The 15002-nt window shown below is 29.3% G+C and carries 13 protein-coding genes, 1 pseudogene and 1 riboswitch; of the genes and pseudogenes, 2 read left to right on the forward strand and 12 right to left on the reverse strand.

The window, feature by feature from the left end:
* Positions 1 to 150: 150 nt before the first annotated feature.
* From Q0F58_RS07965 to Q0F58_RS08010, 10 genes and pseudogenes are all read right to left on the reverse strand, one after another.
* The gene (locus Q0F58_RS07965) at positions 151 to 1113 is read right to left on the reverse strand and encodes an ABC transporter ATP-binding protein (protein ID WP_294374731.1); all 963 of its coding nucleotides are present in this window, start codon (positions 1111 to 1113) and stop codon (positions 151 to 153) included.
* Positions 1106 to 1891, reverse strand: coding sequence for an ABC transporter ATP-binding protein (locus Q0F58_RS07970; protein ID WP_294374733.1), 786 nt, complete (start codon positions 1889 to 1891; stop codon positions 1106 to 1108). The genes Q0F58_RS07965 and Q0F58_RS07970 overlap by 8 nt, the downstream gene beginning before the upstream one ends.
* Before the next feature lie 16 nt (positions 1892 to 1907).
* Positions 1908 to 3497: an ABC transporter substrate-binding protein gene (locus Q0F58_RS07975; protein WP_294374735.1), complete on the reverse strand. Its 1590-nt coding sequence runs from the start codon at positions 3495 to 3497 to the stop codon at positions 1908 to 1910.
* Between the two features lie 46 nt (positions 3498 to 3543).
* Positions 3544 to 4368 (reverse strand): nickel transporter permease, encoded by an 825-nt coding sequence (nikC, locus tag Q0F58_RS07980; RefSeq protein ID WP_294374738.1) that lies wholly within the window; start codon positions 4366 to 4368, stop codon positions 3544 to 3546.
* 1 nt (position 4369) lies between these two features.
* The gene (gene nikB / locus Q0F58_RS07985) at positions 4370 to 5308 is read right to left on the reverse strand and encodes a nickel ABC transporter permease (RefSeq protein ID WP_294374741.1); all 939 of its coding nucleotides are present in this window, start codon (positions 5306 to 5308) and stop codon (positions 4370 to 4372) included.
* 91 nt (positions 5309 to 5399) lie between these two features.
* Positions 5400 to 5589: riboswitch (cobalamin riboswitch) on the reverse strand.
* Between the two features lie 275 nt (positions 5590 to 5864).
* Complete coding sequence (locus tag Q0F58_RS07990) at positions 5865 to 6533, reverse strand: YoaK family protein (protein ID WP_294374744.1); 669 nt, start codon at positions 6531 to 6533, stop codon at positions 5865 to 5867.
* Position 6534: 1 nt separating this feature from the next.
* The gene (locus Q0F58_RS07995) at positions 6535 to 7818 is read right to left on the reverse strand and encodes an HAD hydrolase family protein (protein ID WP_294374747.1); all 1284 of its coding nucleotides are present in this window, start codon (positions 7816 to 7818) and stop codon (positions 6535 to 6537) included.
* 14 nt (positions 7819 to 7832) lie between these two features.
* A complete protein-coding gene (locus Q0F58_RS08000) occupies positions 7833 to 8630 on the reverse strand; it encodes a DUF4866 domain-containing protein (protein WP_294374750.1) in 798 nt (265 codons plus the stop codon).
* Between the two features lie 219 nt (positions 8631 to 8849).
* A pseudogene (locus Q0F58_RS08005) lies at positions 8850 to 10022 on the reverse strand (class I SAM-dependent methyltransferase).
* Positions 10023 to 10062: 40 nt separating this feature from the next.
* A complete protein-coding gene (locus Q0F58_RS08010) occupies positions 10063 to 10776 on the reverse strand; it encodes a response regulator transcription factor (protein WP_294374752.1) in 714 nt (237 codons plus the stop codon).
* Positions 10777 to 10923: 147 nt separating this feature from the next.
* Between Q0F58_RS08010 and Q0F58_RS08015 the strand changes: the two genes are divergently transcribed.
* Both Q0F58_RS08015 and Q0F58_RS08020 read left to right on the forward strand, forming a co-directional pair.
* On the forward strand, positions 10924 to 11808 hold the full coding sequence (locus tag Q0F58_RS08015; RefSeq protein ID WP_294374754.1) for a LysR family transcriptional regulator: 885 nt from the start codon (positions 10924 to 10926) through the stop codon (positions 11806 to 11808).
* A gap of 537 nt (positions 11809 to 12345) precedes the next feature.
* Positions 12346 to 12981, forward strand: coding sequence for an epoxyqueuosine reductase QueH (locus Q0F58_RS08020; RefSeq protein WP_294374757.1), 636 nt, complete (start codon positions 12346 to 12348; stop codon positions 12979 to 12981).
* A 176-nt stretch (positions 12982 to 13157) separates the two neighbouring features.
* Here the strand turns inward: Q0F58_RS08020 and Q0F58_RS08025 are convergent, their stop codons facing one another.
* The gene (locus Q0F58_RS08025) at positions 13158 to 13697 is read right to left on the reverse strand and encodes a nitroreductase family protein (RefSeq protein ID WP_294374759.1); all 540 of its coding nucleotides are present in this window, start codon (positions 13695 to 13697) and stop codon (positions 13158 to 13160) included.
* 393 nt (positions 13698 to 14090) lie between these two features.
* Positions 14091 to 15002 (reverse strand): AI-2E family transporter (locus Q0F58_RS08030; protein ID WP_294374762.1); only part of this gene is annotated, 912 nt, incomplete at its 5' end.

Below are 15002 nucleotides of genomic sequence, written 5' to 3' on the forward strand. Positions count from 1 at the left end.
AAACTAAATTACAATTTTAACATATATAATATTAATACAATGTCATGACTTTTCCAAAATGTATTAATATATAGTTAATAGAAAAATAATAGAAAAACCTTAGCAATTCTATCAGCTAAGGCTTTTCTTTGTTTGCTTATATACCTTATATCATATTTTCAGATAATGACAAGATACCCAATGATTGCGATTTATTTTTTGAAGCTTAGGCTTTTCTTTTTTACACTTATCTCTGCAATGTTCACATCTTATCTGAAATGGACATCCTTTTGATATTTCTAAAGGACTTGGATTTTCTCCTTCTATTTTTTCAATCTCTTTCATCTCATCAATATTAACAGAAAATTGTGCCTGCAATAGCGTTCTCGTATATGGATGACGTGAATCATGTGCAACCTTTTCTCCTGGAAGAATTTCTACAACATTTCCAAGATACATAACTGCAATTTCATGAGCAAATGAGCTAATCAATGCCAAATCATGACATATAAATACTATACTCACACCTTTTTTATTTTGAAGTTCCACAAGTAATTTAATGATATTGTCCTGAATAGATACATCCAAAGCAGATGTAGCTTCATCACACACCAAGATTTCTGGTTCCAAAGCTAATGCCCTTGCAATACTTACTCTCTGTCTTTGTCCTCCACTCATATTATGTGGATAACGATAAATAAAATCTTTTGGTAAACCAACCATTTCAAGTAATTCTATTGCTTTGTCTTCTTTTTCATTTCTGTTAATTTTTTTATAATTTAAAAGTGGTTCTGTAACAATATCTAAAATCTTCATTTTAGGGTCAAATGAAGCCAATGAATCCTGAAAAACCATCTGTATGTTCTGCCTGTTCAGCCATTTTTCCTTTTTAGAAAATTCAACAATATTCTTTCCATGATATAAAATTTCTCCACTTGTTGGATTATCCATCTGTGTAAGCATCCGAACAAATGTAGACTTTCCGCATCCACTTTCTCCCACAATTCCAAGAGTCTTTCCTTTATAAACATTTAAATTTATATCATTACAAGCAGTCAATATTCGGTTTTTTGAAACTGTAAAATTCTTAATAACATGATTTGTTCTTAATATCACATCTACTTCACTACACAAGACGTTTTCCCTCCATTTCTGGAACAGCCATTAATAACTTCTTTGTATACTCACTAACAGGATGTTTTATTACATCATCACGAGCTCCACAGTCAACTACTTCTCCATTCTGCATAACAATTATCTTATCAGACATATAAGCTGCAACTCCAAGATTATGAGTTACAATAATAATTCCCGTACCTCTTTTTTCTCTTAATTCCATCATTTCACGAACAATTTGTGCCTGTGTGGTCACATCTAATGCACTTGTCGGTTCATCTGCCAGCAAAAGTTCTGGATCAAATGTCATAGCCATAGCAATTCCAACTCTTTGACTCATACCACCACTTAACTGATGAGGATAACTTTTCATTATATTTTTACAATCTGCAAGACGCATTTTTTTAAGCATCTCATAAGCCATATTACCTGCATCTTTTTTTGAAATGTTTCTATGCTGTAAAATATATTCCACATACTGACTACCTATTTTTCTTAAAGGATTCAAAGTTCCGCCACAGTCTTGAAAAATCATAGATATTTTTGTTCCTCTCAATTTTCTCCAATCATCTTTTGTTTTTTTAAGGAGAGAATCCCCATGGAAGTTGATTTCTCCATGGGTTATTTTTCCTCCTTCTGGCAATGCACCAAGAATAGAACGGATAACAGTAGTTTTTCCACTTCCACTTTCTCCTACTATACTAATAATCTCTCCTTTTTTCATAGAAAGATTGAAATTTTGAATAATAGGCATCTTTTTTCCATATTGGACTGTTAAATCTTTAATCTCAAGCATAATATTCTGCTCCTTCTTATTGTGCCAAAGCCACATCCTTAGTTAACCAGTAGTAATCCATAGGATACATAGTAACACCTGTAACACTCTTCGATGAGAAAAGATATGTTGTTTCATAGCCAAAGAATACAGTTGCTGCATCATCCATTATATGCTGCTGAATCTGCACAATTAATTCTTTTCTCTCAGCTTCTTCAAAAGTCTGTGATAATTTATCTAAGAGCTTATCTACTTCAGGATTACTATATCCTGTTGTATTAGGAGCTGAAGTACTATACCAGTTTTCACGTAAATAGTTTTCTGGATCTCCAGTATTTGCAACAAGAACATTCCATATCAACAAATCATAATTTCCAGAATCCCTCATATCAAGCAAAGTTTCATAACTTACTGTATTTAATGTCACATTGATTCCAATTTCCTTTAAACTTGCTTGTGCAGCCTGAGCATATACTCCAAGTTCTTCACGGCTTGTATAAAGTATAAATTTTAAATTTAATTCAGATCCATCTGGCATTTCTACAAATCCATCACCATTAACATCTTTATATCCTGCTTCTTCAAGTATCTTTTTTGCCTCTTCCGGATTATATGTATTTTCATCTTTAAGATCATCATATCCAAAATCAAGGGTAGGTGGAACTGGTGCTTTTCCAGGTGTAGCGCCATTTTCTAAAAGAGTTTTGCAATAAGTGTCTTTATCAAGTCCACGAAGAAGTGCCTGACGAAGTTTAATATCTTTTAATGCTCCATTTTGATTCATAAATGCATATGTAGAACGAAGAGATTGTAATTTCTGAATATTATACTTATCATTTCCTTCAAAGTCTGCTAAATTTTCTGTTTTTAAATTATATGCAATTTGTATTTCATCTGTTTGAAGTGCCATAGAACGTGTTGTCTGATCATCAATACATTTAAATGTAACTTTATCTAATAGCGATTGTCCATCCCAATAATAATCATTTCTAACTACAGTACATGATTCTGTCGGATCAAATGATTCCACTGCATATGGACCAGTACAAATTGGACCATTCATTGCAAAAGTTGAATCATCAACTTTTGTATTTACAATTAAAAATAATGGATCTGCCAGACTACCTGCTAGATTTGAAGAAGGACGATTCAAATTAAATATCAATGTTTCTCCATCTACTTCAATACTTTTCAAATCAAAAAATTCTTTTACACGATTGCTTTTTTCTGCTGTACGTTCTAAAGAAGCCTTTACTAAATCTGGAGTCATATCATCACCATTTGAAAATTTAACGCCCTGACGAATTTTAAACTTCCATGTTAATCCATCCTCACTATTTTCCCAACTTTCAGCAAGACATGGAACCATCTCTCCTTTTTCATCAAATCGAGCCAGACATTCTCCAACACCATAACGAGATACTACCCAGCTGAAATATTGTTCAGTTGGCTCTAATGTATCTGCAAAACTAGTTACACCAATAGTAATTTCACCACCTTTTTTAGTGCTTTCTTTATCTAAATTTGTACCATTATTAGAAGTTTTACCGCATCCAGTAAATATAGATACTGCTAATGTACATCCTAATAACATTCCCATAGTTCTTTTTAACCATTTATGTTTCATAATATAATTTCCTTTCCTGTAACTTTAATCGATTTTTTTAATTATTTTATTCCTGTCTTGGATCTAAAATATCCCTCAGGCTATCTCCTAACATGTTAAATACTACAACTACAATTACAATTGCAATTCCTGGATAAATCATAAGCCATGGAGCTTTTGCAATATATGTTCTTCCCTCATTAAGCATTAATCCCCATTCTGGTGTTGGAGCCTGTGCCCCAAATCCAAGAAAAGATAATGATGCTAACTCTAACATCATCGTTCCAATCTCTGTCGCAGCCAATACTATCATTGTAGTAATCATATTAGGTATTATGTGTTTAATCAAAATATTATGAGTCTTTGTTCCATTCAATACTGCAGCTTCAATAAACAGGCTTTTTTTAAGCTTTAAAACAAGGCTTCTTGCTAAACGAGCATATTTAGGCCAGCTTACTGCTGCAATTGCTATTACTGCATTAACCATATTAGGACCAAGCAATCCTGCAATTGCTATTGCTAAAACCAATCCTGGAAAAGAAATCATCATGTCTGCAACTCTCATAATGATTTCATCTATAATTCCACCAAAATAGCCTGAAATCATGCCTAGTACTGTTCCCATTATAAAAATTATTATGACCAGACATAACGTCATAGTAAGTGAACTTCTTGTTCCATAAATAACACGAGACAAAACATCACGCCCTAATTTATCTGTTCCAAACATATATTTACTATTTGGAGCTTTTAGAGAATCTGCCATTACAGCATCCAATGGATCTTTAGGTGCTATAAAGGGTGCGAATACTGCAATTGCTATAATTACAACTGCAAGAAACAGGAACAATGTAAATTGTTTATGTTGTTTAAAAAAGTGTAACATCTTCATTTTACTGTTCCTCCTTCAATATTGGATTAAGGTAACTGTAAGACAAATCAACAATTAAATTTATCCCCATATACAAAACCGCTATCCAAAGAACATATCCCTGTACTAGTGGGTAATCACGACAAGAAATTGCCTTTACTGCCATACTACCCATTCCAGGCCAATTATAAATAATTTCAACAACTGCTGTTCCTCCTAAAAGACTTCCTAATGACAGACCTAAAAGTGTAACTAGTGGTAACATTGCATTCGGCAATACATGTCTACATAAAATTACACTTTCCTTTATTCCTCGCATTCTAGCCCCAGTTACATAATCCTGATGTAATTCATCCAATACAGCAGTTCTTACCTGACGAGTATATTTTGCAGACATAGCAATAGCCAATGTCACTGCTGGCAAAATCAACCCTCGAAAATCTGTAGTTCCTCCTGACACTGGAATCCATCTTAGTTTAACACCAAAAATACTTAGTAAAATCAACCCAATCCAAAAATTTGGTACAGAAACACCAAAAAAAGTAATTCCTCTTACAAGATAATCTGGCCACTTGTTTTGATATACTGCTGATATAATTCCTAATGGAATAGAAACCACAATCATTAAAATCAAAGAGGTTATTGCCAACTTCAATGTAGGTCCAAAACAAGACGTCAGTTTTTCTACTACTGGCACCTTCATAGAATAAGACATTCCCATACTTCCGCTTAACACACCCTTTAACCAATTTCCATACTGAATCAAAAATGGCTGATCCAGTCCTAATTCATGACGAGTCTGTTCCAATAATTCCGGAGTTGGAATATTACCACATTCTGATAACATAATCTCTGCCGGATCGCCTGGTGATAAGTATGTCAAACCAAATGTCAGGAAACTGATTCCAAATAAAACCACTAAAATTTGGATAAATCGCTTACCTATCTGTTTTTTGTTCAATTCATTCTCCTTCCTACACTTTTATGATTTTGTTCAACCCCACTTCTTTTTTCCATCACAAAAAAGCTGCTTCTTATCTGCCGTAAGAAACATGCCGAAGACAATTACAAGCAGTTCTCCTGACTTAAGTTCATCATTCCAAAACGCCTTCCCAGACTTGTTTTTTATTAATATCCAGTGACATATTATTTTGGAACTCCCTATTACAGTGACGGGATCGTACCGGATTCACACCGAGTTTACCTATTAATCCTTTCGGAACTTGTAACGGTTGGTTCAAAACCAACAAATGTTATTAAATTTTCCCATTTTAGTATAACCATAATTTTTCAAAATGTCACGCATTATTTAATAAAACAGCTCAAAAAATAGTAAAAAACATACTATTTTTTGAGCTGTTTTTAAATTATTATAAAAGTAAATTTTATATATTTTGCAGTCAGCCAATGTACAACTGCTAATGAATAAGCCATGAAATCTCTACAAGATTTCTTTGATTATTATATTATTTTAGATATTAAAATGTAATTTTATAATTCCAATGTATAAAAAATATTTAAAATAAATTTTTATGTTCTCGATCAATAAACATTAATATAAAAGAGAATATTAATAGAATAGAGCACACTATAATTGCCTTTTCATGAAAATTTCTTACCATGATATTTCCTAAAACAGCACCTAAAATAAAACATAATATGATTCCATAATATATAATTGACTTTTCCTTATAATTTTTATCTTTTTCTTTAAAATAATAACACAAATTCTGAGTAGCACTTCTAAGATTTCCAATACACATAGTGGTTGCAATACCATTTCCATGTATTTTTCTGAAACTTTCTACTTGTATTCCACATGCTAAAGATGTTAAACTATTTGCCATCAAATTCATACTTTCAGGAATAAAACTTACTCCCATTAAAATCAATGCTTCTATGAAAACTGAAATCTGCCTCCAGTGAAATCTGTTCATATGTAACATGTGCACAATATCTGCAAGCGCAATTCCAATTGCAAAAGACAATACAGGTATAAGATAACTAATAGCTTTTTGAAAATCGCCTTCTGAAAAATACACTCCCATAAGAAGCATATTACCTGTCTGAGCATTTGCGAACACTTCTCCTCTTTGAATATATGAATATGCATCCATAAATCCGCCACACAATGCTAATATTATACCTAATTCTATAGATTCAGAAATCTGACTCGTTTTTTTCATTTTACCGCTTCCTTTTTATGTTCTTAATTCCCTTATATTCTTTATGAATGCATTTTATAATGTGATTGAAATTGTTATTAGGAACAAAAACGTTATATTTGTTTTCTTCAGAACCAAAAGTCATAATTTCATTTACGTTAATCATGTCTTGAAGCTTCTGTAGCATATTATTCACATCTGCATTTCTGCTTACTATCTTCAATAAATCCATTCCATTAAAGTGATCTTCTTCAATCCAATAACGCAAATATTTATAAAATTCTTCTTTTGATAATTTATTTATTATTTTATGTATATTTACCTTAGTATCGAGAATACTAAAGTAAAGAACATCATTTTCCAGACTGCTCTTTTCCTTAATATAATTTCTATATGGGGAACGACGCATTTTTTTATAGTATTCAGCCTGTGTTGAATTTTTAAATTCTTGATAATAAATAAGAAGTACATCATCTACCATTACATGCATAAAATAATGACAATCTTCTTTTTCTAAAAAATAAATCATTTTTTCTGCTACAGACTTTTCAATGGGATAAGTATATAAATACTTATTTTCTTGAATATCATACAAAACAGCACCATCTAAAGCTATTACCGGAATATTTAGATTTAATTTCTTTGTCTGTGAAATCATAGATGCAGGAGTATTCTTAGTTATAATAGTAACAGCTGCACCATCATCAATAATTTTATTAAGTGCAGTCTTATTAAGTTCATTGAGCTGTCTATATGAATTTCCATCTGGATCTTCCACATCATTCAATTCTGCTGCAAACAATACATCTTTCCTTCTTAAACGTGGAATATGAATAAGACATACAAGATATCCAACACCAACACCAATAAATGTATCTATGACTCTAAAAAATAAAAATTCATATGGAGTTGTGTCTCCACGTGAAATAGTTGCAACACTTAAATATGCAACACACGCCATAAATGCCATGTACTGTTTTCTCAAAGCTACAGTTAAATATATAGTAAGCATAATCATAAAAGCATTTAAAGCATCCCACCATAAATCACCAAGTGAACCAGCATGTACAAATGGCTCTAATGCCATTGCAGCAGCTCCAGTAAATGCTCCTATTAATGTACCCAATGTACGATTTATTGCTGTAAGTTTTTCATTTTTCATATCAGGCTGTATACATATTATTGTAGTTATAAGAACATAAAATGGTGAACGTTCTACATGACCTAAAGTAAAAATAAACATGCATACAAATACAGCTATAGTTGTTTTAAGAATCCTATTCCCAATAGGTGGTAATTTAATCATTGACTTTTCTCCATTTACAAATCTAAGCTATCATTTCCTGCCTGTCTCATCATTTCTTCTCTGCAGGCAAGCACAATACCATCAATTTCTTCAATATTATTAAGAATACTTTTTTCAAATTGGTGCATTGGAAGGAGAATTCCTATTTCATCATATTTTTTTTCTTTACGTAATCCAGTTTCCTGTCCATAATAAACTATAGCTGTTGGTGCAACATCCTGTATTCTCATAAATGATTCCCATATAATTGAATAAGCCTGAGCTTCGGTCATTCCCTGACTTATTGTATCAGGAAGTGCATAAAGAACTAAAATTCCTCTTTTTCTGTTTACCTTAATAGTTTTTACTTCAAGCTTGTCATTATAACTATGTCTCATATCATATCCATCCACCAAATATAAAGCTGATCTTGGTGCATTTTTATGCTTTTTTAAAATTTCTTTGAATTTATCATATTCATGTTTTGATACAACAGGCCTTACATTAGGCAAAATTTCGCCTTCCTTATCAGTCAAAAAAACCGGATTCTTGCCACCCTTTCCATGAAAATGTTTTGGTACTAAATATGCCTCCCTAAGAAGATCAAATGTACTTTTGCCACATATCTCTAAAAGAAGTGCACTTATGTCCCTATTTTCATATGCTGAAAAAAACACTTTTGCAAAACGTTTGGAGTCCAAATCAACATTGACATGATCATCATCTAAATATTCATAAAAAACATTTCTAAGTCTTTCACATGCTTCTGGACTTTTCAAAATACGTGAAAAAACCTGCTCAGCTTCTTCTTCTCTATTAAATATTGTATGCATATTTTTTGCCTCTTTCCATTAAAATATCCACTTATGTTATAAATTAAATATATATTCCAATTAACAATGTACAATTGACAATGCAAGAGCGAAATCTTTCCAAGATTTTTTTAATTATTATTTAGTCTTATTATTAGAACATATGTTAAGTAAGAAAATATTATAGAATTTTCTTACTTAACATTTTAAATTTTTAAATCTATAGTCATATTAAAATGGCTATTTATACATATATTCTCTTGTCCATGGCATAGTATTATTTACACCTTTTGTAAATAAAAATTGATGGATATTAATATTTCCAGTGTTAAATGAAGCAGCACATGCATTCAAATATAGTCTCCACATTCTTATAAATGTTTCATCTTTCATCTTTTCTATTTCAGGCATTGCCTTTTCAAAATTTTCTGCCCAACATTCCAATGTCTTTCCATAATGACGTCTTAAATTTTCTACATCTATAACATTGAACCCTGTATTAGACATATCACTTATTAATTCCTGTATTGATGGTACATATCCTCCAGGAAATATATATTTATTTATCCAGCTGTTTGTTCCACCTTCAGACGTATTTGTTATACAGTGAAGAAGAGAAACTCCATTTTTATTTAATAATTTATTTACACATGAAAAATATTCTTCAAGATTATCTTTTCCAACATGTTCAAGCATTCCTACACTTACTACTTTATCAAATTTTCTGTCTTTTATTTCTCTATAATCTGTAAGTTCAACCTGTACTTTGTCACTGAGTCCTTCTTTTTCTATCCTATTTTTGACTTTTTCAAACTGCTGGCTGCTCAATGTAACTCCCATTGCTTTGACATCATATTTTTTAGCTGCTGTAATTATTAATTCTCCCCATCCACATCCTATGTCAAGCAATGTTTCTCCATTTTTTAAATTTAATTTTTTCAATATATGCTCTACTTTATTCTTTTGTGCGTCTTCAAGAGAATCACTTTCAGATTTAAAATATCCACATGAATAAGTCATTGAAGGATCTAGCCATAATTTATAAAAATCATTACCTACATCATAATGGAACTGAATATTTTCCTTGCTTGTTTTTAATGTATTTTTCATCTTCTTAATCAAATGGTCATATTTGCTGCTTCCAAGAAAACTTTCTTTGTTATTATATAGTGATTCTATTACATCTTCTATATTTCCTTCAATATCAATTTTTTTTGTCATATATCCTTCACCAAAAGCCATTGAAGGATCACTTACAATATCTGACTTAGGTATTGGTTCGTTAAATATAATCTTAAACTTTGGTTTTCCTTCACCATAAACTTCTGAACTTTTATCCAATAATTGAAGTTAAAATGTATCACTAAACAATTCCTTAAACAACATTTTATAAAACAATTTGTCACCTAACATACTATATTCCTTCTCTCTAAATATTAAAAATATATTTGCCTTAATTATAATTAACAATTTTATCTTTACAGAAAAATCTGTACCCAATATCTCCAACCAGCTCTATACTCCATAATTTAGTATATCCTTTAGTTTTTTCTACTATCCTCTTTATGTTACAATCAATCATATTAGTTTCACTTATATGTTTATATCCCCATATATCATAAAGAAGCTGCTTTTTAGTCATAAGTTTATTCTTATCTTTAGCAAGTATATAAAATAATTCAAATTCTTTTTTAGTCATCTTTATATTTCTGTTATTCAGCATTACAGTATGTGATAATGGATTTATATATAAATCGTCCACTTTAACTGTACTTTTTTCATTATCATCTTTATCTGAATATCTATTTAAAACATTATTTATTCTGGCAGAAAGTTCTTCAAATTCAACTGACTTTAATATGTAATCATCACATCCATTTTCAAAAGCACATACTTTATGAAAAATATCTCCTTTATTCGTTAATATAATTATTGGTACATTTTTCTTTCGTTTAATACATTGCAAAAGTTTTATTCCATTTATTTTAGGTATATTAATTTCCAATAATATTAAGTCAGGATTAAATTCTAGAAAATCTTTCATTATATTCTTCCCATTTTCCAACTTTTTTACTATGAATTTTTTATTTGTTAAAAATATATTTAAATCTTCTACCATATCTTTGTCATTATCTATGATTAATATCTTCCTTGGAATAATGTTCATAAAAAATTCTCCTTACTAAAAAACACAGTCTCATCTTAAATATTTGCTTGATTTCTTTCTAAATACATATTATACTCACTTTGGTAAATATGTATAATATATATTTAAGATTATATTTATCTCAAATTGATATAAAGGAGTTTTTTTATGGCTATTGTTTATGATTATTACAGAATTTTTTATTTTGTTGCCAAATATGGCAGTTTTACTAATGCAGCAAAAGCGCTTATAAACAGCCAGTCAAATATTACACGTTCAATTAAAAATCTTGAAAATGAATTAGGATGCCAGCTTTTCATCCGTTCTAATACAGGAGTTCAGCTTACACCAGAAGGAAAACGTCTTTTCAAACATGTAAACATTGCTTACAAACATCTACAATTAGCTGAAGAAGAACTGATTCAAGATAAATCCCTTCAAGAAGGTATAATTTCCATAGGCGTTAGTGAAACAGCACTTCATCTTATACTTCTTCCAAGACTAGAGAAATATCACGATATATATCCAAATGTAAAAATACATATATATAATCATTCAACACCACAGGCAATTAAGTCATTAAAAGAAGGTCTCATTGATTTTGCTATAATAACAACCCCCTTTGAATGCAAAAAACCTTTAAAATCTACACCCATTTTGTCATTTAAAGAAATCCTTATAGGAGGATCAAAATTTAAATCTATTAAAGATAAAACCCTTGATTTTTGCAGCCTGTTAAAGTATCCATTTATTGGTCTAGGAAAAGAAACAGCCACCTATAATTTTTATCATGATTTATATATATCTAATAATCTTATTTATAAACCAGATATTGAAGTAGCTACCAGCGATCAGATACTACCAATGGTCACACATAATCTAGGAATTGCTTTCATTCCAGAAAAATTTGCCTTAAAATCTATCCAAAAAAATCAAGTTTATAAATTAAATCTAGCTGATGAAATTCCATCAAGAGATATCTGCATAGTAAAGAATTCCGATTATCCACTTAATGTTGCATCATTAAAGTTTGTTAAAATGCTCTGTAGCTAAACTAACGTCTTAATATATCTGTTCAAGTTAATAATTTACAACTAATGGTGAAATTTTTACACGATTTTTTTAATTATTGTGTCGTTTTATTATGAGAACATATATATTGTGGATATTTCATAATTATAATTTTATATGATTTAGTTCAAGATATAGTATCTACAGTTATTTAAGATATACTATATGTTGAGTCGAGTTTTTATTTACGCTAATATGAAAAATCCTCTATTATGTGTGAATGAAAAAATATCAAATAAGAGTTATAATTTTTATGTCTATAAATTTAAGAAAGGATTACATATATGTTTCAGTTAACAATGTATAATTGTTAATTTATAGTGTAGAAATTTAAATAAATTTATGTAAAGAATATTTATTTAAAGTATATAATTTACAAATAATTAAGCAATTTTTTAAAAACTTATTTAATTATTGTTATATTTTATATATACATATGATTAACACTATAGTGTGTTTAACTAAAACATTAATTTGCTTATTATGACATTTTACTACTGGAACATATAGATGAAAATTATGAATAAAATAAATTACCAAAAAGAACTAGATAAAATTATAAATGAATTACAAATAGAAGGGAAAACACCTTCCCTCCTTCTTCATTGCTGCTGTGCTCCATGTAGCAGCTATGTTCTAGAATATTTATCAAATTACTTTAAAATAACAGTTTTTTATTACAATCCAAATATCTATCCAAAAGAAGAGTATGAAAAAAGATTAGCAGAAGAAAGAGATCTTATAAAAAAAATGAATTTCAAAAATGATGTTAATATAATAGCTGGAATCTATAACAGCAGTGATTTTTTTGAAATGTGCAAAGGTCTTGAAAATTTGAAAGAAGGCGGACTTAGATGCTTTAAGTGTTACGAGTTAAGACTTAAAGAGTCATTAAAAATCGCTGAAGTAAATAATTTTGACTATTTCACTACAACACTTACAATAAGTCCATTTAAAAATGCAGAAAAATTAAATGAAATTGGAATAAATTTAGCACAAAACTCATCTGTTCAATATTTATGCTCAGATTTTAAAAAAAGAAATGGCTATAAACGTTCAATTGAATTATCTAAAGAATATAACCTATATCGCCAAGACTATTGTGGATGTATTTTCTCAAAAATGGAAAGGGGAAAAGAGAAAGGCAATAAATAACAGTTACTTATTGCCCAGTATGCCGCACTACATGAATTTAATTTTCAATTTTTCCACATCCCCATCTCTATACATCTTTCTTTATAAAATATCAAAAATCACAAAAAAATACACCTTGTCCATTATTACAAGGTGTATCACAGTATCTCTCAAAAATAAATACGAATTATTTTATACTAAATGAACTTAAGAATGTCTTCACATTCCTTTCTCTTAGGTTTTGAAGCTTCTGCAGTAGCATATCCAACAGCAATGACAGATACTACAGTTTCATTTTCTGGAACATTCAAAATAGTTCTTATTTTTTCTCCATCACGAATTCCCATTATAAGAGTATCCAATCCTAAATCTTTTGCTTTTAATATGAAGTTTTCATTATGTAATCCTAAATCATAATAACCCCATCCATTTCCACATTCATTGTCAGGTTCTCCAGTATTTTTATTAAATCCTGCACGATTTGCAACAAATGTTGTAACAACTAATGCTGCTCCTTTAGAATTTTTAGCATTAAATTCTGGCAGACATTCATTAGAAAATTTTTCTCTCATTTCATCATCTAAAATACAATAATATCTTGCTGTCTGAGAGTTTTTCCATGAAGGTGCTTGAATTGCAGCATTTACACATTCTTTTATCTGTTCTTCTGTAACCTTTTTTTCTCCATCATATGAACGTACACTTCTTCTTTTTTCTATTAATGTTTGAAATTCCATAATGTTAATCCTCCCTTAATTAAACTATCTTTATAAAACTACTATTCTTTCTTGTTATGGTAATTATTATTTTACAATAAATCTTCAAGTCTGTCATAGCATTTTATACCTTATACATTATTATAACATATATATACATTCCAATTAACAATATACAGCCTATAGTTTTATAATATTGTTTGATATATATTATTAAAAAATTTGATTAATACACTATATATCAATGAAATTTTTTAATACCACAATTCTATAAAATTGCATTTGAAATTTATTTCATACATATAAAATACAAAGTTTTGAATATAAAAAATAAAAAATGCAAGAAATGCTTCAAATGTGAACTTAGTTCACATTTGAAGTATAGTATATAAATTTATTCAAAATTAAATTTGTTTATTTTACTTCAAGAATATCCATAAAAAACATATATAAAGGAATTCCAAACAGCAATCCCCATACTCCCATTAATTTTTCTCCCATCAACAATAAAAAGAATATCAAAAATATTGGCAGATGTGATTTATCAGACATTAATTTCGGACTTATAATATAACTTTCACATGCATGTATTATAATAATGAGAATTATGACTTCAATAATTTTTTTAATTCCTCCAATCTGGAATGCTATGAGACAAAGAGGAAATAATGATATTACAGTTCCAAACACAGGCACCAGTGATAAAATGAGTATCATTACGCCTAAAGTCATTGGTTCTGGAAAGCCTAAAAAATACAACCCTATTATTGATATTACTGAGTTTATCAATGCAACAACCAGCTGTACCTGCATCACCTTATCAAAGGAATTAATAAATTTCTTAAAAAGATTTTTATACATATTGTACATAAATGATATTTTACTGTTATTGAATTTCCTACAGTGCTTCACCATTGCATCTTTGCTTAATAAAAATAACAGACTTAAAATTAGAGAATAGAATACTGTTATTGTTTCATCTTTAAAAGTTAATATAGTTTTTAATATATTGTCTGTATTATTTTTGAAACAATTAATAAAATATTCTGTATCCGCAAATTTTAATATATAGTTATTTAAAAAGCTATTATTAATCTGAAGATTATCCAAAAGTACAAACAATTCATCCTTTAATCCAATCAATTCCTCAATCAACTTAGGAATATATAAAAATCCTGCTACAACAACTAAAGTCATTATTCCTATTAAAACAAGATAAGTAATGAATTTTTTACTTATGTTAAGTCTTATCATTTTATTCATAAAATAATCTATTACTTTTTCTATTTGACATAATATATATGAAATAAAAAATGTTAATAATAA

Origin of the sequence: uncultured Clostridium sp., from assembly GCF_934754915.1 — a bacterium.
Taxonomy (GTDB): Bacteria; Bacillota; Clostridia; order Clostridiales; family Clostridiaceae; genus Clostridium.